Consider the following 276-nt stretch of genomic DNA (forward strand, 5'->3'; position numbering starts at 1 on the left):
GGTGACAGGTTCAGCCAGTCGGCATGCCAGCGGTTGATCTTGCTGTGCTGTAGGGGGAGCGCGGAATCTGGCAGTAAGCTAGGAGTGGCCGCCGGTAATCCTGCAGGCAATGCGTGGCAGTATGGGCATGAATGTTCTGAGTGGACAGCTGGATTGAGTGCGCTGAGATCGTGCAGGATCTGGATGGGGCTGGCCAGAATGAACAAGCCGAAGACCAATGCCAAAATGCCGTTATGCCATGCCTTATCGACCCGGATATGCACTTCCCTGTTCCTG

Annotated in this window: 1 protein-coding gene; it reads right to left on the reverse strand. The window is 56.5% G+C overall.

From position 1 onward, the window contains the following. Positions 1-263, reverse strand: a 263-nt coding sequence (locus tag R0J87_RS20075) for a hypothetical protein (RefSeq protein WP_498888453.1), incomplete at its 3' end; no start/stop codon positions are given. Positions 264-276 lie beyond the last annotated feature (13 nt).

Origin of the sequence: Halomonas sp. SIMBA_159, from assembly GCF_046536035.1 — a bacterium.
In the GTDB taxonomy this organism is placed as follows: Bacteria; Pseudomonadota; Gammaproteobacteria; order Pseudomonadales; family Halomonadaceae; genus Vreelandella; species Vreelandella venusta_A.